15 protein-coding genes are annotated in these 18,373 nt (G+C 37.1%); 13 read left to right on the top strand and 2 right to left on the bottom strand.

All coding sequences use genetic code 11. The features are described from left to right. Window positions 1-62: 62 nt before the first annotated feature. The 8 genes from yfmF (at window position 63) to rny (ending at window position 9,513) form a co-directional block, all read left to right on the top strand. Window positions 63-1,331: an EF-P 5-aminopentanol modification-associated protein YfmF gene (yfmF, locus tag AC4BC3_RS12210; RefSeq protein WP_206910754.1), complete on the top strand. Its 1,269-nt coding sequence runs from the start codon at window positions 63-65 to the stop codon at window positions 1,329-1,331. Further along, entirely contained in the window at window positions 1,324-2,616 is a 1,293-nt protein-coding gene (gene yfmH / locus AC4BC3_RS12205; protein ID WP_490466630.1) for an EF-P 5-aminopentanol modification-associated protein YfmH, read from the top strand. Before yfmF ends, yfmH begins: the two co-directional genes overlap by 8 nt. A 1-nt stretch (window position 2,617) precedes the next feature. Next, window positions 2,618-3,343, top strand: coding sequence for an elongation factor P 5-aminopentanone reductase (gene ymfI, locus AC4BC3_RS12200; protein ID WP_206910758.1), 726 nt, complete (start codon window positions 2,618-2,620; stop codon window positions 3,341-3,343). A 22-nt stretch (window positions 3,344-3,365) separates the two neighbouring features. Next, window positions 3,366-4,250: a helix-turn-helix domain-containing protein gene (locus AC4BC3_RS12195; protein ID WP_490466629.1), complete on the top strand. Its 885-nt coding sequence runs from the start codon at window positions 3,366-3,368 to the stop codon at window positions 4,248-4,250. A gap of 154 nt (window positions 4,251-4,404) precedes the next feature. After that, entirely contained in the window at window positions 4,405-4,983 is a 579-nt protein-coding gene (gene pgsA, locus AC4BC3_RS12190; RefSeq protein ID WP_206910762.1) for a CDP-diacylglycerol--glycerol-3-phosphate 3-phosphatidyltransferase, read from the top strand. A gap of 95 nt (window positions 4,984-5,078) precedes the next feature. Next, window positions 5,079-6,323 (top strand): competence/damage-inducible protein A, encoded by a 1,245-nt coding sequence (locus AC4BC3_RS12185; protein WP_490466628.1) that lies wholly within the window; start codon window positions 5,079-5,081, stop codon window positions 6,321-6,323. 104 nt (window positions 6,324-6,427) lie between these two features. Next, window positions 6,428-7,474, top strand: coding sequence for a recombinase RecA (gene recA, locus AC4BC3_RS12180; protein ID WP_206910767.1), 1,047 nt, complete (start codon window positions 6,428-6,430; stop codon window positions 7,472-7,474). Between the two features lie 482 nt (window positions 7,475-7,956). Beyond that, window positions 7,957-9,513: a ribonuclease Y gene (rny, locus tag AC4BC3_RS12175; protein WP_206910768.1), complete on the top strand. Its 1,557-nt coding sequence runs from the start codon at window positions 7,957-7,959 to the stop codon at window positions 9,511-9,513. Between the two features lie 41 nt (window positions 9,514-9,554). Here rny and proC read toward each other — a convergent pair whose 3' ends face one another. Continuing rightward, on the bottom strand, window positions 9,555-10,370 hold the full coding sequence (proC, locus tag AC4BC3_RS12170; RefSeq protein WP_206910788.1) for a pyrroline-5-carboxylate reductase: 816 nt from the start codon (window positions 10,368-10,370) through the stop codon (window positions 9,555-9,557). Between the two features lie 143 nt (window positions 10,371-10,513). Between proC and mprF the strand changes: the two genes are divergently transcribed. Beyond that, window positions 10,514-13,087, top strand: a complete 2,574-nt coding sequence (mprF, locus tag AC4BC3_RS12165; protein WP_206910790.1) for a bifunctional lysylphosphatidylglycerol flippase/synthetase MprF — start codon at window positions 10,514-10,516, stop codon at window positions 13,085-13,087. 172 nt (window positions 13,088-13,259) lie between these two features. Further along, on the top strand, window positions 13,260-14,111 hold the full coding sequence (ispE, locus tag AC4BC3_RS12160) for a 4-(cytidine 5'-diphospho)-2-C-methyl-D-erythritol kinase (protein WP_206910791.1): 852 nt from the start codon (window positions 13,260-13,262) through the stop codon (window positions 14,109-14,111). Window positions 14,112-14,331: 220 nt separating this feature from the next. Here the strand turns inward: ispE and AC4BC3_RS12155 are convergent, their stop codons facing one another. Beyond that, on the bottom strand, window positions 14,332-15,540 hold the full coding sequence (locus tag AC4BC3_RS12155; protein WP_490466627.1) for a multidrug effflux MFS transporter: 1,209 nt from the start codon (window positions 15,538-15,540) through the stop codon (window positions 14,332-14,334). Between the two features lie 336 nt (window positions 15,541-15,876). On the opposite strand from AC4BC3_RS12155, the gene AC4BC3_RS12150 reads away from it, so the two are divergent. Genes AC4BC3_RS12150 through AC4BC3_RS12140 form a run of 3 tightly spaced genes read left to right on the top strand, consistent with a single transcriptional unit; the run spans window position 15,877 to window position 18,322 of the window. Further along, entirely contained in the window at window positions 15,877-16,821 is a 945-nt protein-coding gene (locus tag AC4BC3_RS12150; protein ID WP_490466626.1) for a metal ABC transporter substrate-binding protein, read from the top strand. A gap of 20 nt (window positions 16,822-16,841) precedes the next feature. Continuing rightward, the gene (locus AC4BC3_RS12145) at window positions 16,842-17,522 is read left to right on the top strand and encodes a metal ABC transporter ATP-binding protein (protein ID WP_206910794.1); all 681 of its coding nucleotides are present in this window, start codon (window positions 16,842-16,844) and stop codon (window positions 17,520-17,522) included. After that, window positions 17,495-18,322 carry a metal ABC transporter permease gene (locus AC4BC3_RS12140; protein ID WP_490466625.1) on the top strand — a complete coding sequence of 276 codons (828 nt, stop codon included), beginning with the start codon at window positions 17,495-17,497 and terminating at the stop codon, window positions 18,320-18,322. Before AC4BC3_RS12145 ends, AC4BC3_RS12140 begins: the two co-directional genes overlap by 28 nt. The last annotated feature ends 51 nt before the right edge of the window (window positions 18,323-18,373 follow it).

The raw sequence follows: 18,373 nt of genomic DNA, 5'->3' as shown, positions 1-18,373 counted from the left end.
TTGAATACTAAGCTTCTATGCTATACTAGAATCAACTGTAACGATAAAAGGAGCAACGACTTATGACAAATAAATTGGCAGAAGGCGTGAATTTACATGTCTTACAAACAAAAAAATATAAAACGATTCGAATTTTTATTCGATTCACAACACGTCTTGATCGAGCAGTCATTACGCAGCGATCATTACTGAGCAGTTTATTAGAAACAAATAGCTTAAATTATCCAGACCAGACACAACTTAGCGCAAAGTTAGCTGAATTATATGGTGCAAGTTTTGGCTGGAGTGTAAGCAAAAAAGGAAATTTACATTGGCTGAACGCAGGCATCAGTTTTGTTAATGGTGATTATGTGAATGACTCAAAAATTCTGCTCCAAGTTGTTGACTTTTTGAAAGAGGTTATCTTTGCGCCAAACATTGTAGATGGGCAGTTCGATAATCAAACGTTTGATTTAGAAAAAAACAATTTGAAAACTTATTTAGAAAGTTTAGATGAAGACAAACAGACATTAGCATCATTAGCACTGCAACGGCTCTATTTTGAGCAAGCAGATGCTCAAAGAATCCCTAGTTTTGGAACCGTAAGAGACCTAAAAGAAATTACGGCAGAGTCACTTGCTACGTATTACAAGAAAGTCTTGGCAGAAGATCAAGTCGATATTTTTGTCATTGGAGATGTGAACGAGAAGGAAGTCATCAAAGCAATTCAAACTTTGCCATTTACTGATCGCGAATTTACACATCCAGAAATATTTTATGCGCAACCACAATCAAATGTAATCAAAGAACGCCAAATGCACGAACCTGTTGTACAAGCAAAGTTAAACTTAGCCTATCAAACAAATGTTTACTACAACCAGCCTGAGCGTTTTTCACTGATGGTGTTCAATGGCTTATTTGGTGGTTTTCCACATTCAAAATTATTTATGAATGTGCGCGAAAAAGAAAGCTTGGCTTATTATGCTTCTAGCAGTGTAGACACGTTCCGCGGATTTATGACTGTTCAAACAGGAATTGATGGGAAAAATCGCGAAAAGGTTTTAAATTTGATTCATAAACAATTAGAAAGCTTACGAAATGGTGAAATAACTGACCTCGATTTATCTCAAACAAAAGCAATGTTGAAAAATCAATACTTGCTATCACTTGATGCACCACAAGCTGCAATCGAATCGACTTATTTAGACAACTGGCTGCCGGAAACTAAATTAACAGATGACGAGTGGTTAGCTCGACTAGAAAGCATCACAATCAAAGATGTTCAAAAAATTGCAGATCAAGTGGAGCTTCAAGCAATTTTCTTTTTAGATGGAGGAAGCATGAATGAATAAAACCGAGTATTCACAAATTAATGAAACGCTTTATCATGAAGTGCTGCCAAATGGATTGACCGTTTACTTATTACCCAAAAATGAGTACCACAAGACCTATGGCTTATTTAGCACGAATTATGGCTCAATCGATAATGAATTTATTCCTTATGGAGCGAATGAAAAGACAAAGGTACCGGATGGAATTGCACATTTCTTAGAACACAAGTTATTTGAAAAAGAAGACGGAGATGTTTTCCAATTGTTTGGGCAACAAGGCGCTTCTGCGAATGCCTTTACTAGCTTTACCAAAACAAGTTATTTATTTTCAACGACAGATCAAGTAGAAAAAAACTTGTTGACATTACTAGACTTTGTGCAGGCGCCATATTTTACTGAGGAGACAGTCAACAAAGAAAAAGGAATCATTGGACAAGAAATCCAAATGTATGAAGATGATCCTAACTGGCGTTTATTTTTTGGTATTTTGAATAACTTATATCCAAAACATCCTTTACACATCGATATTGCAGGGACGGTTGATAGTATTGATAAAATCACGGCAGATGATTTGTATACTTGCTATCACACATTTTATCAACCAAGTAATATGGTCTTGTTTTTAGTAGGGAATTTGGATCCAGAGAAAATAATGGAAGTTATCAGAGAAAATCAAATGAGCAAAGAATTTCCACCAGTGAAAGAAATCAAGCGATATTTTCCTGAAAATAACGATGAAATTATTGAAGAAAGTCATCTAAGAGCGGCTGTAACACGTAAAAAATTCGTTTTGGGGATTAAAGGTGTTGACGAGTTACCAGCAGATGGCTATCAATTGATGCGCTATAAAACAGCATTGAATCTCTTATTCCAATTATTGTTGGGAAACACGTCTCAAAACTATTTGAAACTTTACAATGAAGGAATCATTGATGATAGTTTTGGTTTTGAATTTAGTCTAGATCGTGAATTTCATTTTGCTGATTTTAGTGGCGATACGGACGAACCAAAACGTGCTGCGCAACAAGTGCGGAAAATCGTTCTTGGATTTGAGAAGGATCCAGAAGTAAATGAAAAAAATCTTGAATTATTGAAGAAAAAAATGCTAGGTAAATACTTCCAATCACTTAATTCCATTGAGTATATTGCTAACCAATTTACGCAAAGCCTTTATGGTGAGTACACTTTATTTGATTTACCAGAAGTGATTGAATCCATTCGATTAGCTGATGTATTAGCAGTTGGTTCAGCTTTCTTAGCAGCTGAGACGTTTAGTGAATTTTATATGGAACCACAAGGTGAGTAAGATGCCAACAGCGTTAGTTATGGGAGCTAGTGGGGACATTGGTGAAGCAATCTGTCGTCAGTTGGCACAAGAGGGCTGGTCATTGTATTGTCACTATCATCGTAATGAAAAAAAAGTATTAAATTTCGTTTTAGACTTGCAAAAATGTTATCCGCTGCAAGATTTTTTTATGGTATCCTTAGATATGTTAAACATGGAAGAAATACCGAAATTTACACAAGGATTATTTCAAGTTGACAGTGTCATTTTTGCATCAGGATTTACGAAATATGCTTTGTTTAAGGAATATACGGGACCAGATATGGATCAGCTGTGGCAAATTCATGTGAAATCTCCACTATTGCTTTTGCAAAGACTGGAATCAAAACTTGCTCGGTCTGATTATGGCAGAATTGTGTTTATTGGTTCTGTTTATGGGATGCAAGGAAGCAGTATGGAAACAGTTTACAGTGCTGTTAAAGGTGCCCAACAAGCCTTTGTTAAGGCTTATGCAAAAGAAGTGGCAACATTAGGAATAACGGCCAATGTCATAGCGCCAGGAGCTGTCGCAACAGCGATGAATCATGACTGGTCTGAAATAGAATTAACGGAGTTAAAAGAGTCGATCCCGTTAGGAAGACTAGCTCAGCCAAAAGAAATTGCTGCTGCTGTGACATTTTTATTACAAAAAGAGGCGGCCTATATCACCGGAATTACATTACCAATAACGGGTGGTTGGCTAGAATAAAAAGACTGGAGAAGATGAACGAGTGGCTTTTGAAACCATTGGGGAAAAATTACGGCAAGCTCGTCTAAATAAAAAAATATCTTTAGACGAATTACAACAAATTACAAAAATTCAAAAACGTTACCTCGAAGCAATTGATAACGACGAATTCGATCAACTTCCTGGTAAGTTTTATGTACGTGCATTTATTCGCCAGTATGCGCAAGCTGTTGGAGAAGATGGCGATAAACTTGTAGATGTTTTCGATGGAAAAAGAAAATTATCTGATGGCTCAGAAATTAAAAGACCAGAACCGGAAACTGTGAGTGGTTCACGAAAAGCAATGCACCAAGAAGAATTTGCACCAAGTAAATTTTGGACAAGTCTGCCTGTTCTTTTATTAGGATTGGTCGCAGTTGCAATCGTGATTGTGGTTGGCTATATGACGTGGCAAGATCGACAAGCAGCACCAATTATTAGTGAAGCAAGCTCATCAATGACAGTTGATGGCTCAATTGAGGAAACAAAACAATCTTCACATGTAAGTGAGTCATCACCAGTACAATCTTCAACAGTTGAATCAACGACTGAGGAAAAGAAAATGACGATTATTGCTGGTACAGATACAGCAAACGCGATTGATGTGAATGTTACAGATGCAACGGAGCCTTTGACGCTGGAATTCACAGCGAAAGATCGCGTGTGGGTAGGTGTGATGGTAAACGGGGCATATGTTTACCAAGGAACACTTGCAGTTGGTGAATCACAGAGTACACAGCTTGCTGCCAATGTACCTAATGCAGTCGTGACAATCGGTGCAGCAAGTAATGTTGCAATTAAAGCAAATGGTGAAGATGTGCCAGTGAACGCTGGAGAAAATAATTTAAGTCCCAAAAATGTTAACCTTACTGTCCAATATGCAGAATAGTTCAGACAAAAACTGCAATAAAAATCCATTCGATTTTTATTGCAGTTTTTCAATCGTAAAACGAATAATTTTTTTGTAAGTAGAAAAAGTAAGTTATTTCTGTGGAAACTTTAAAGAGACTCACGTAAAATGAACAAGAAAGGAGTGCAATAGTGTGAATTTACCAAATAAATTAACTGTGATAAGAATTTGTATGATCCCAATCTTTATCCTTGTTGTAGGGGTACCCTTGGATTGGGGACAATTAACGGTGGGAACAACAACTGTTGCTGTAACACAAGTAGTCGGAGCAATCATTTTTGCAATTGCAAGTATTACGGACTGGCTTGATGGAAAAATTGCTCGTTCTCAAGGTTTAGTAACAAACTTTGGAAAATTTGCCGATCCTTTAGCAGATAAAATGCTAGTTATGACGGCATTTATTATGCTGGTTGGACAAGATAAGGCACCAGCTTGGGTTGTTGCGATTATTGTTTGTCGAGAATTAGCGGTAACGGGTTTACGCTTATTATTAGTTGAACATGGTGAAGTAATGGCAGCTGCATGGCCTGGAAAAGTGAAAACTGCTACACAAATGGTTGCAATTATTTTGTTGCTGATCAATAATATTCCATTTAATTTGATTGGTCTTCCATTAGATCAAATTATGCTTTATGCATGTTTAGTATTTACTATCTATTCTGGTGTTGATTACTTTGCCAAAAATAGTAGTGTGTTTAAGGGTTCGATGTAATTCCAAAAAAAGCTTGGCGACAATTGTGTCCCAAGCTTTTTTAAATAAAAAATATTTGCGTTACAGCGTATTAATTATTAGGGAGAGGCAAATTTATGAAAGCAGAGATTATTGCAGTAGGAACAGAGCTACTTCTTGGTCAAGTAGTCAACACAAATGCAACTTTTTTGGCTGAGCAGTTAGCAGATCTTGGTATCGAGGTTTATTATCAGACAGTGGTTGGAGACAACAGACAAAGATTAGATGAGTTGTTAGAATTAGCAGAGTCACGGAGCGAGTTGATTATTTTATGTGGTGGATTAGGTCCTACTGAAGATGACTTAACAAAAGAAGTAACAGCTGACCATTTAGGTAAAGAGTTAGTTCAAGATAGAGAGGCTTACCAAAAGTTATTAGAATTTTTTGAAACAACCAAACGTCAAATGACTGTGAATAACTTACAACAGTCGCAAACTATTGAAGGAGGGATTGTGTTACCTAATCGTACAGGGCTAGCTGTCGGGACATTTATCCAAAAAGAATCACATGCTTATATCCTACTCCCTGGACCACCGAATGAACTGAAGCCAATGTTCATTGAGCAAGTGCGCCCATTATTAATTGAAAAATTTCCTTCAAAAGAAAAATTGATTTCACGTGTTCTACGCTTTTATGGAATTGGTGAATCCCAATTAGTGACAGAGTTAGCTGAACTGATTTCTACCCAAATCAATCCAACAATTGCACCCTATGCGAAATCCAATGAAGTTACCTTACGTTTAACAGTTAAAACAAATGATGTACATGCTGGTAACCAAGCGTTACTTGCACTTGAAGAAAAAATTCAAGAGCGAGTGGGCGAATATTTCTATGGTTATGGGGATGATAATTCTTTGGAGAAAGTTGTAGTTGATTTGCTAAAAGAAAGAGGAAAAACAGTGACTGCGGCTGAAAGTTTGACTGCAGGAGAGTTCCAAGCAACATTAGGAAAAATTTCTGGTGTTTCTGAAGTTTTCCCTGGAGGATTCGTGACCTATTCAGAAGAAACAAAAGCCGATTTTTTAAAAATCGACCCACAATTTTTGAGAAAACATGGGACAGTTAGTCAAGAGTGTGCCGAAAAAATGGCGGAGCAAGCAAGAAAGTTAGCGAAGACGGACTATGCAGTTTCGTTCACAGGGGTCGCAGGACCAGAAATGCTAGAAAATCAATCTGTTGGGACAGTTTGGATTGCTGTAGCTTCAGTTAATGATGTAAGTGCAGCTAAGTTTCAATTTACACGCGGACGTGAAGCGATTCGTCGTAGTGCAGTAATGGAAGGATTGAGCATGTTACGTAAGCGGATTTTAAGAAAAAAATAAAATGCGAATATTTGTTCGGTTTTTCTTGCTTTTTAATTCTAAAACCGCTATGATAATTGTATTGAAATGACGTTGTTAATGTGAATATAAGGAGGATTATCGTATTGGCAGATGATCGTAAAGCAGCTTTAGATGCTGCGTTAAAAAAAATCGAAAAAAGTTATGGTAAAGGTTCTATTATGAAGTTGGGCGAGAAAATCGACCAACAAATTTCAACAATTCCAAGTGGTTCACTTGCTTTAGATGTAGCATTAGGAGTAGGCGGTTATCCGCGTGGCAGAATCATTGAAGTTTATGGGCCAGAAAGTTCTGGTAAAACAACTGTTGCACTTCATGCAATTGCCGAAGTACAAAAAAATGGGGGGACAGCTGCTTTTATTGATGCTGAGCATGCATTGGACCCACAATATGCCCAAAAATTAGGCGTCAATATTGATGAATTGCTGTTATCACAGCCAGATACAGGTGAACAAGGATTAGAAATTGCTGATGCATTAGTTTCAAGTGGCGCAGTAGATATCGTTGTTGTCGATTCAGTAGCAGCGTTAGTTCCACGAGCAGAAATTGATGGCGAAATGGGGGACGCTCACGTTGGATTACAAGCTCGTTTGATGTCTCAAGCTTTGCGTAAATTATCAGGTTCAATTAATAAAACAAAAACCATTGCAATTTTTATCAATCAAATTCGTGAAAAAGTAGGCGTAATGTTTGGTAATCCAGAAGTAACACCTGGAGGACGCGCATTGAAGTTCTATGCAACGATTCGTTTAGAAGTACGCCGCGCAGAACAATTGAAGCAAGGAACAGATATTGTCGGAAACCGTACAAAAATCAAAGTAGTTAAAAATAAAGTGGCACCACCATTCAAAGTAGCAGAAGTCGATGTAATGTATGGACTAGGAATTTCACAAGAAGGAGAGCTACTTGATATGGCGGTAGAAAAAGATATCGTTGATAAAAGTGGTGCTTGGTATTCATATAAAGAAGATCGTATTGGTCAAGGACGCGAAAATGCGAAAATCTATATGTCTACACATCCAGAAATGATGAATGAGATTTCTGGCTTAGTGCGCGAAGCTTATGGCATTGGCGAAGGCACTGAAACAGAGGAAAAAACGGAGCAGGAAGAATTACCTTTAACAGAAGAATAATTGATTTGATTTTCAAAGGTCGGGACAAGCTGTCTCGGCCTTTTTTGTCGGACATGATGGTTAAAATTTAAAGAATCTCATCAAGAGTAAAAATGGTTAAAAATAAAAGAACGTTTGTAATTACTGATGTATATTTTAAATGATCTGCACTCTGATATAACAGTTATGGCTAACTCGTTCAATTAGAATAATCAAATACTTGATCTTTATATTTGAGAAGAAAAAAAGATTAGGTCCAGCTAATAAATTAAGTGTTGTCAGTCTTTTTTTTGATTTCGTAAATAAAAAACCACCGTTTAATATAAATTTAGAAAGCAGTTTCTTTGTTTATTTAAAGTTGACACTAAGGGGTACAAACATTAGAATAAACTTGTGTACTTTTTATACACATATGCAAGTAGGCATATTGATAAGATTAAAATAGTTTATCAGAAAAACTACGTGATTGATAAAATGAAAAAGATAGTATGGAGGTGGATTTTATGGTATTCAACATTCTCCTCGCTATCATCGGTTTAATTGTCGGTCTTGGTTTAGGGTTGGTCGTTGCGAAGTCACGTCACGAAAAAGAGATAGCCGGTGCAAAAACATCGGCTGTAGGTATTATCGAAAGTGCAAAGAAAGAAGCAGAGACTCTAAAAAAAGAAGCATTGTTGGAAGCTAAGGAAGAAAATCAGAAATATCGTTCTGAAGTTGAAAGTGAGCTGAGAGAAAGTAAATTAGAATTAAAATCTCAAGAAAATCGATTGATTCAACGTGAACAAACATTGAATCGTAAAGATGACTCATTGGAAAAACGTGAGAACTCACTTGAAAGCAAAGAAGAAATACTTAGTTCAAAACAGCAATTAATTGAAGAGCGAGAACAAGACGTTGAAAAATTGATTGAAGATCAACAAAAAGAATTAGAGAAAATTGCTGGTTTATCTAAAGAAGATGCAAAGGATGTTATCATGAAGTCAACCGAGGAAGAGTTGAATCATGAGTTAACTGTTATGGTGAAAGAATCTGAACAACGTGCAAAAGAAGAGGCTGATCGTAAAGCGAAGAACTTACTTTCATTAGCTATTCAACGTTGTGCAGCAGATCAAGTTTCTGAAACTACAGTATCAGTTGTTACTTTGCCAAACGATGAGATGAAAGGTCGCATTATTGGTAGAGAAGGACGCAATATCCGCACATTAGAAACACTGACAGGAATTGATTTGATTATCGATGATACTCCTGAAGCAGTTGTTCTTTCTGGTTTTGATCCAATTCGTAGAGAAATCGCAAGAATGACGTTGGAAAAATTAATTCAAGATGGGCGTATCCATCCAGCTCGTATTGAAGAAATGGTTGAGAAATCACGTAAGGAAATGGATGAACGTATTCGTGAATATGGTGAAGAGGCTGCATTTGAAGTTGGTGCGCATACACTCCATCCAGATTTGATTAAGATTTTGGGACGGTTACGATTTAGAACAAGTTATGGTCAAAATGTATTGAAGCACTCAGTAGAAGTTGCTAAGTTGTCTGGGATTTTAGCTGCAGAATTAGGCGAAGATATCCAATTAGCTAAGCGCGCAGGCTTACTACATGACATTGGGAAAGCACTTGATCATGAAATTGAAGGTTCCCATGTTGAGATTGGTGCAGAACTAGCTGCCAAATACAAAGAAAATCCAGTGGTTATCAATGCCATTGCTTCTCATCATGGTGATGTGGAAGCAACATCGGTTATTTCGGTGCTTGTGGCAGCAGCTGATGCATTATCTGCTGCTCGACCTGGTGCACGAAGTGAATCGTTAGAAAACTATATTCGTCGTCTTAAAAACTTAGAAAATATTTCTAATAGTTTTGCTGGTGTAGATTCAAGTTTTGCTGTACAAGCAGGACGTGAAGTACGTGTAATGGTAAAACCTGAAGAGATTTCTGATTTAGAGGCAGTTCGTTTGGTTAGAGATATCCGTAAACGAATTGAAGAAGAATTGGATTATCCTGGACACATTAAAGTAACCGTTATTCGCGAAACGCGAGCAACAGATTACGCTAAATAAAAAAAGACCAATGACTAAAATAGTCATTGGTCTTTTTTTATTTATTTTTGATCTTTTTGTGCAAGCATTTCTTGATCTTTTTCAATAGTAGTATTGATCCCCTTGATGATTGCTGGAATAAATCCAGCTTCTTCGAGGGCAACGACTCCGGCAACTGTCGTTCCTCCTGGAGAAGAGACCTGGTCAACTAATTCCCAAGGATTTTCATTGCTCTCAAGGAATTTTTCACATGAACCTAAAATTGCTTTGGCAGAGATTTCAGTGGCTATTTTTTTGGGTAATCCGTTGAGCACCCCGGCTCTTCCCATAGCATCAATGAGCATGTAAACAAATGCAGGCGAACTTCCAGCTAAGCCAATGAAAGTACTGAAATCTGATTCAGGTAAAGGATACACACTACCAATTGCTTCAAAAATCTGTGTTGCTTGTGTTAATTGTTCTTCTGTAGCAACAGAATTTTTACAAATGGCTGAGACTCCGGCACCAACACTCACATTCACATTTGGCATAACACGAACAATCGCGGCTTGTGAGCTATTTAAAGCTGCTTCAAGATCACTTAAAGTTGTACCAGATGCAATAGAAATGAAAAGGATTTTTTGACTGTAGTCTTGTAATTCATGAAGTACGGTTGAAATAATTTTGGGTTTTACTGCGAGTAAAAGAATGTCTACTTGTTCAGCAACTTCTTGGTTTGTTTGACAAGCAGTGACTCCTGTTTGTTTGGCAAAGGCTTGTGCGTTTTCAAAATGACCACTCGAAACAAAAATCTCATTTTTTGAAAAGGTTTCTTTTTCGAGTAGACCACGAATGATTGCTTGTGCCATATTTCCTGTTCCAATAAATCCAATATTCATTTTAATTCCTCCCTTTTGATTTTAGAATAGCTTTGTTTGCTAGGAATCGCAAGTAACGTGTTAAGCAAAAGTGGAAAATTATAATTAAATAAGCTAACATTAGTGTTATGAAATGAAAGTACATGAGTATGGAAGGTAAAAATGTGAAAAATAAAATACAATGGATCCTTCAATGGATGAAAAATCATAGTCTGATTTTAAAGTTGATTTTTTTTGGTTCAGTGTTAGTCTTTGTCGCAAATCAGGTTGCTAATATTGCAAACGGCATGAGCTGGCAAGATATTTGGGAAACGATGGATAAACAGAATCACGTAACCATTGTTTTGATGACGTTACTGGGATTGCTTGGCGTGTTGCCGATGCTTTTATATGATTGGGTGACACTTAGCGTATTGGAAAAGCAAGGAAAACCCAAGATGCCAAGGCAAGAGTTTTTTCTAGCAGCTTGGATCACGAATACAATCAACAATTTGGCAGGATTTGGCGGTGTCGTGGGCGCTAGTTTGCGAGCTAATTTTTACGGCAAACAGACGGATCGAAAAAAGGTACTAGCAACCGTTTCAAAAGTGGCAGTGTTTATGATAACGGGTCTATCAGTTTGGTCGCTGTTCACTTTTGTAGATGTCTTTTTTATTCAAACAGAAAGTATTTTTCGAAGTTACTGGATTTGGCTACTAGGTGGCAGTTTCGTTGCACCAGTTATTTTCTTTTTTGCATATCTTAAAAGAAGAACACTGTTTTCAGAGTTTTATCCCAAAGGCTTAGCAGGTTTGTTTTTTGCTTCATTTGGTCAGTGGACAGGTGCGTTAACCGTGTTTTTATTGATTGGCAAGCTGATGGGAATCGACATATCACTTCATTCGATATATCCCATGTTTATTGTAGCAACGTTGATTGGTATGTTAACGATGGTACCAGGTGGCATGGGAACATTTGATGTGTTGATGATTCTTGGCATGAGTCAATTATCTGTTCGTCAAGATGTTGCAGTTGTGTGGTTATTGTATTATCGCTTATTTTATTATGTAGTTCCGTTTTTAACAGGGATTCTTCTGTTTATTACGCATACAGGTGTAAAAGTAAACCGATTTCTTGATAATATTCCACGCTTGTTTTTCCAAAAAGTGGCACATATTATTTTAGTTAGTGCTGTTTATTTTGCGGGAATTATGATGGTTTTATTGTCAACAATTACAAATTTATCTGCAATTAGTCGCTTGTTTCAAATATTATTGCCTTTTTCATTTAATTTTTTAGATCAGACACTCAATTTACTTGTCGGATTTTTACTGTTAGGTTTGGCTCGTGGTTTAGCAATGAAGGTGAAAAAAGCTTATTTGCCAACTATCATCTTACTGATTTTTGGTATTTTGAATACAATTACTCGAACCTTGTCATGGGAATTGATTTTAGTTTATGTACTCATTTTGTTAGCAGTTTGGCTAGCACGCAAAGAATTTTATCGCGAAAAGTTTGTCTATTCTTGGGGCGCAATTGTTTTTGATGCTTGCTTGTTTGGTTTCTTGTTTATTGTTTATGCAATTGCAGGTTATCATAGTGGACAATTTTGGGTAGGACGAATGACTGCAAATAATTTTATTTTGTTTCCTTCAGATGAAGTCTGGTTTTCTGGACTGATTGGCCTAGGTATCTCGTTGTTAGCGTTGGTGGCATTATATCAATATTTAGCAACGGCAACGAATGAACTTGGAACGGAGTTAGAGGTAGAAAGATTGAATCGACTGATTGATCGATATGGTGGAACTGCTTCTAGTCATTATTTGCAACTGCCTGGTTATAAATATTTTTATTATCAAGAAGAAGGTGAGGATCAAGTAGTTTTCGGCTATCAGGTAAAAGGGAATAAATGCTTTGTGCTGGGAAATCCAATTGGCAATCCAGCTATGTGGCGAACAGCAACCAAAAGTTTCCTCAAAAAAGCTGATTGCTTGGGTTATCAACTGGCTTTTTATAAAGTTTCGGAAAAATATGTCGTGATGTTGCATGAAGTTGGTTTCCGTTTTGTCAAAGTAGGGGAAGCTGGGATTGCTGACTTAACGGTTGCAGATGTTCCTTGGTTCAATCAACAATTAGAATACCAACGATTAACCAATGAGGGTTATCATTTTACTTGGTATGATAAAATTCCTGATGAGCTACTTCCAACGCTGGAAGAGGTTTCGCAAGCTTGGCTGAATGGTGAAACAGAAAAACATTTTTCTGTTGGGCGATTTGACACAGAGTACGTGAAGACCAGTGGTGTGGGCGTTGTTCGAAAAGAGCAACAAGTAGTTGGATTTGTGACAGCACAACCAATGACACAAACACAAGTAGGATATGATTTGCTACGTGTGTTGCCGGGAGAACCTGTTGCATTGAGTGATTACTTGTTAGCCAATTTGTTTGTTGAATATCAAAAACAAGGGTACTTGGAAGCAAATCTTGGTTTAGCACCTTTGGCGAATGTTGGAGAAACAGACTTTTCATTTATTCAAGAAAAAATGATGAATATCGTTTATAATTATGGGAATTTTTTCTATGCTTTTCAAACAACATATGAAAGAAAATCAAAGTATGTCAGTCATTGGGAAGGTCGTTACTTTGCTTATATGAAAGGGAGCAATTTTGTATTCGCAACTCTTCAATTATTTATTCTGATTGGTCGAGGAAAAGGAAAAAATCCAAGTTTAGCTCAAGAAGTTTTGATTGAATTATAAAAATGAAATGAGTATGAGATATAAGGAGAGGATAAGATGTCATTCATTCTAGTCCTCTCCTTTTTCTTTTTGTATTAGTTGAAATAGGAATTTAAGGCGGAAGTTAGCTATACTTTTATTTTCCCCTATGATAGAATACTTTCGACTTAGACTTTTCGAATGGGTGAGAGGTATGGAACTAATTGAAAAAGCACCAGCCAAAATAAATTTAGGATTGGATGTATTATATAAGCGACCAGATGGGTATCACGAACTTGAAATGGTTATGTCGAGCGTGGACTTAGCAGACCATTTGATTTTTGAAGAATTACCTGAAGATCAAATCATTGTAGAAACAAATAAAGCTTTCTTGCCTGTAGATCAACGAAATAATGTCTATCAAGCAGCCTTATTATTAAAAAATAAATTTAAAATCAAAAAGGGTGTTAAAATCGTTGTTCAAAAAAACATTCCAGTGGCTGCTGGCTTAGGTGGAGGTAGTACCGATTGTGCTGCAGCCTTGCGCGGAATCAATCAATTGTGGGATTTGGGTTGTTCTTTAGAAGAACTCGCAGAAATTGGATTAGAGGTTGGCACAGATGTTCCTTACTGCGTATATGGGAATACGGCATTTATTGGTGGCAAAGGGGAGAAAGTAAACCTGATTCCATCTATGCCACAATGTTGGGTCATTTTAGTCAAACCAAGAATGAGTGTTTCCACGCGAACGGTATTCAGAGATCTTGACACGCAAGCCATTCAGCATCAGGATGTTGCCGGATTGGTGGAAGCAATCCAGCAGCAGGATTATCAACGAATGATTCAAAAAATGGGCAACAGTTTAGAAGATGTGACGGGTAAAAGGCATCCTGTGATTCATCAGATCAAAGAGCGAATGATTAAGTATGGGGCGGATGTGGCATTGATGAGCGGTAGTGGACCAACTGTTTTTGGTTTATGTCAGCATTATTCGAGAGCACAACGAGTATATAACGGATTAAAGGGATTTTGTGATGAAGTTTATCTTGTACGCACATTGCGTTAAGTATAACGAGTTTAGTAAAAGCTTCTTTGTAGTCGATTGACTAACTGTAAATCAATTAAAAAAGCATATACGTTTAGTTTTCTTTTGCGACTAAACTTATGTGCTTTTTTTCTCTATTTATACTAGCTATAAGTTGTTAATTCTAATTAATGAGTAATCGAATAAATTAAAAAGTTGTACGAAACAATGGATTGTCTCGTACAACTTTTATTAATGGCTCTTATTTTTCTTTTTTTATCGTTACACTTTTGATACAAAGCAGTGAAATCAGTAGTAAAACGAGGCAAAAGAGTGGTAGTACAAAAAGAGAACCATTATGCAACAAGCTGATCAAAAAAGTACAGAGGCTGACAACAATGTAGTATCCAAGACTAAGAAATGCGCCAGCCGTGCCAGCTATCGATGCAAATTTTACAAGTGCTAGGCTTAGACAATTAGGTAATGCCATACCTACACCAGCCAGTAAAATAAAAATCCCAAGAATGTACATCGTTACTTGGCTGACGAAATGAACTGGCAGAGACGCTGTTAGTCCAAGGAAAATAGCTCCAAGCAAGGCAAGTTTAATTCCATTTGTAATAATGGTTTCAGGTGCTAAATGATTTAATTCGCGATTTGATAGCCACGCACCAACTACTGTGGCTAAAGCCACGATGCTTCCCATGAACCCATATTGGCTCTGAGTAAAATGAAACTTTTCGATAAAGATCGTGGGTGCTTCTGAATGGTAACTAAAAAGAATCCCATTAAAAATCCCAATCAGTATTCCAAATGAAATTGTATAACGATCTAACAACATTTTTTTACCTACTGAAAAACCTTTTTTCGTATCGACTCTAGTTTGAGTAAACATAGCTGTTTCTGGTAATCCTTTAAGACTCCAGAAAAGAAGAATCATCCCCATAATCACTAAGAACAAAAAGACAGCTCTAAATCCATAAAATTCACCCAGAAGTCCACCAATCAAAGGACCAATGGCTGGCGAAAAAGCGAGCGCCGCAGAAATTTTTGCAAATAATTGATGTCTTTCGTTGCCTGAGTAGTTATCACGTAAAATGGTTTGTGTGGTTACAGATCCTGTACTTGCACCAAATGCTTGAATGAAACGACCAACAAAAAGTAGTTCGATAGTTTTAGATGCTAAACAGAGGAAACAACCAAGAACATACACTAGAATTCCTAGGTTCATTGCTTTTCTTCGGCCAAAAAAATCTGATCCAATTCCCCAAAAGAAGACACCAAGTGCAAAGGAAATGAAATAGATGCTCAACGTCATTTGAGCAATATTGAGTTGGACACCATATTTCTGAGCGATTTTTGTCAAAGATGGCGTATAGATTGTCTCACTGATTTGTGGAAACCCAACTAAGCAAATTAGTAGCGATAAATTTATTTTTTTATTTTTATTTTTTTCGATGTTTTTTTCCAATGTTAAAACTCCTACTAGTTTATTTATCTAGGGAAAAAACATCCATTCCAGGGAAATGGTGGAATCATGATTTTTATCCAATTGTAAAAATTCATGGAATCACCCCTTTCGTAAAGTTCACCGCCATTCTATCCGAGATGAGAATGATTGTCTAGTTTGTAGAAAACTAGTCCATTCTATGAGAAAGTATTCAAATGTTTTACGGTTTATCTCCAAATATACGTCGTAAATCAGAAGATTTCCGAATTCTATTGACTGTAATTTTTTATTTTGATACATTAGTTCACGTTGATAAATCGTAAAATTACGATTTGCTATTTTAGAGAGGGGTAAACAATGATTAAAAAATATGTATGGGCAACGATAGCTGTTGCAGGAATGTTGTTATTTGCTGCTTGCGGACAAACTGAAAAGAAAAGTGAGTCAAAGACAGACGAATTAACCATTATTACTTCTTTTTATCCAATGTATGATTTTACGAAGGAAGTTGTTGGTGACGAAGGAAACGTTGAGTTACTGATACCTGCAGGAACAGAGCCACATGACTTTGAACCGAGTGCGAAAGAAATGGCGAAAATTTCGGATGCAGATGTTTTCGTGTATAATAGTTCAGACATGGAAATTTTTGTTGATTCAATGAAGAAGTCGGTCGATCAGGAAAAAACATTGATGATTGAGGCAGCTAAAGGAATCGAACGCTTAGAAGGATCAGAAGACCATGATCACGAAGCCGAAGCGGAGCATGATGCGCATGACCATGAATATGATCCTCATGTATGGTTAGATCCAGTCCTAGCAATCCAAGAAGTTCAAACAATTGCGAAAGAGTTGGGAGATAAATATCCTGAGAAGAAAGCAACATTTGAAGAAAATGCGGAAGCTTACATCAAAAAATTAGAAGAGTTAAATCAAAAATATGTAACAGAACTAAAAGACGCAAAAAATCGAACTTTTGTTACGCAACATGCTGCATTTGCCTATTTAGCGAATCAATATCAGTTAACTCAAAAATCGATTTCAGGTATTTCACCAGATCAAGAGCCGACCCCAAGTCGTTTGGCAAAATTGAAAGAATTTGTTGAAGAAAATCAAACAAAAGTCATTTATTTTGAAGAAAATGCTTCTTCGAAAGTGGCGGAAACGCTAGCCGCTGAAACAGGCGTGAAGCTTGAAGTATTAAATCCACTGGAAAGTCTAACGGAAAAACAAATAGCTGCGGGTGAGAATTATATTTCTGTGATGGAAGAAAATTTAGCGGCATTGAAAGAAAGTATCAAGTAAGTTTAGAAGGAGGTCTAGTGATGCATTATATCGAAGTATCTGATTTGACCTTTTATTATGAAGAAGAGCCAGTGTTAGAGGATGTATCTTATCATGTCGATGCTGGGGAGTTTGTCATTTTAACTGGAGAGAACGGAGCAGCAAAGTCAACGCTGATTAAAGCAACCTTGGGTTTATTGAAGCCAACCAAAGGAACTGTCACGATTGCTGCAGAAAATCAAGAAGGAAAAAAATTGAAGATTGGTTACATTCCACAACAAGTGGCATCATTTAACGCGGGATTTCCAAGCACAGTGATTGAGTTAGTTCGTTCAGGACGATTTCCTCGAGGTAAATGGTTCAAACGTTTAACTAAAAAAGATCACGAATATGTAAAACTTGCCTTAGAGTCTGTTGGAATGTGGGATATGCGGCATCGTCGTATTGGGGAGTTATCAGGCGGACAAAAACAGCGAATTAGTTTGGCACGTTTGTTTGCAACTGATCCAGATTTATTTATTTTAGATGAGCCAACGACAGGAATGGACGAAGAATCTAGAAATGAATTTTATCGATTGTTGCGACATAGCGCACATGTACATGGAAAATCTGTCTTGATGATCACTCACGACCATGAAGACATCAAACAGTATGCAGATCGACAAATTCGTTTGGTAAGGAAGGAGGACTCACAATGGCGTTGCTTTCATATGAATTCATGAGAAGAGCCTTTCTGGCTGCAATTTTTATTGCAGGGATTGCTCCGATGTTGGGGGTTTTCTTAGTAATTAGAAGACAGTCGTTGATGGCTGATACACTTTCTCATGTTTCGTTAGCAGGGGTAGCGTTGGGGTTCTTTCTCAATTTGAACCCAACAGTTACCACAATGATTGTTGTAGTCTTAGCTGCAATTGTTTTAGAATATTTACGTACGATTTATCGAACATACTCTGAGATTTCGATTGCAATTTTAATGGCTGGTGGATTAGCGTTAGCGTTAGTTTTGATGAATTTAAGTGGTGGAAATTCTGCAACGAGTATCCAATCTTATTTATTTGGCTCAATCGTGACGATCACATGGGACCAAGTCATTTTCTTGGGCATTTTATTTGTGGTCATTGGTGTCATGTTTGTTTTATTCAAACGTCCAATGTATGTCTTAACTTTTGATGAAGATGTGGCACATGTTGATGGGCTACCCATTCATGCAATGTCAATGATGTTCAACGTGATAACTGGTGTTGCAATTGCAGTGATGATCCCAATAGCAGGTGCATTGTTGATTTCTGCAATCATGGTGTTACCTGCAGCAATTGGTATGCGTTTAGGTCGAAGCTTTAACGTCGTAATTGCGATTAGTATTTTTGTTGGATTTATCGGGATGCTTTCTGGGTTAGGTAGTTCCTTTTATTTGGACACACCACCTGGAGCAACAATCACGTTAGTCTTTATTGGCTTATTCTTACTCGTTAATATAGTCAAACGACTATCGATTGGTGTAAAACGAAAAAATCGAGTATAAAATAGCCTGAGAGGAACAGTGGAAACGAAATATTTCCGCTGTTTCTTTTTT

The organism is Enterococcus sp. AAFC-DPL-6103, assembly GCF_058216595.1.
Note: the sequence above shows the minus strand (reverse complement) of the source record. Positions and strands in the feature narration are given on the sequence as shown.